Source organism: Acidisoma sp. 7E03 (assembly GCF_054665075.1).
Genome location: NZ_BAAFHE010000067.1, coordinates 1 through 609 on the forward strand (window position 1 = coordinate 1; position 609 = coordinate 609).

Genomic DNA, 609 nt, shown 5'->3' on the forward strand with positions numbered 1-609 from the left:
ATTTGCGCACGCCGCTCTCCCGTCTTTATCAGAAGCTTGAAAGTATCCGAGAGGGCTCTGTAACTCATCAGGGACAGATGGAGGCGGTAGAGGCAGCGCTGCGCGAGGCGAACGGGCTGATGGAGACCTTTTCTGCCTTGCTACGCATCGCGCAGGTCGAGGGGGCATCGCCCCGCGCGAGCTTTCGCACACTCGATCTCAGTGCGGTGCTGGACGCGGTGGTCGATGCCTATCGGCCAGATTTTGAGGATGCGGGCCATCACATCCGGGCCCAGATCCAACCTGCCATCCATCTAAGCGGCGACAAGGAGCTGCTAACGCAGGCAATCGCCAATCTGTTGGAAAATGCACTCCGCCATACGCCCCGCGGTACCGTCGTGCGCATCAGACTTGCCGTGCCGGCCGGGCAGGATATCCAGCTGACCGTGGAGGATGACGGTCCCGGCGTCACGGCAGCCGACCTGCCGTATCTTGCCGATCGCTTTTATCGCGCAGATCGAAGCCGGACCACGCCGGGCAACGGGCTGGGTCTCAGCCTCGTCTCTGCGGTTGCCGAGCTGCATGCGGCGCGCCTCCGCTTCGAGCGGTTGAGCCCGGGCTTCCGCGCGA

General features: G+C 63.5%; 1 protein-coding gene. It reads left to right on the forward strand.

The genetic code is table 11. The annotated features are described in order from the left end of the window. Nucleotides 1-77: 77 nt before the first annotated feature. Nucleotides 78-609: sensor histidine kinase (locus ACYQ6W_RS22705; protein WP_459678583.1), on the forward strand; the 532-nt coding region annotated here is incomplete at its 3' end.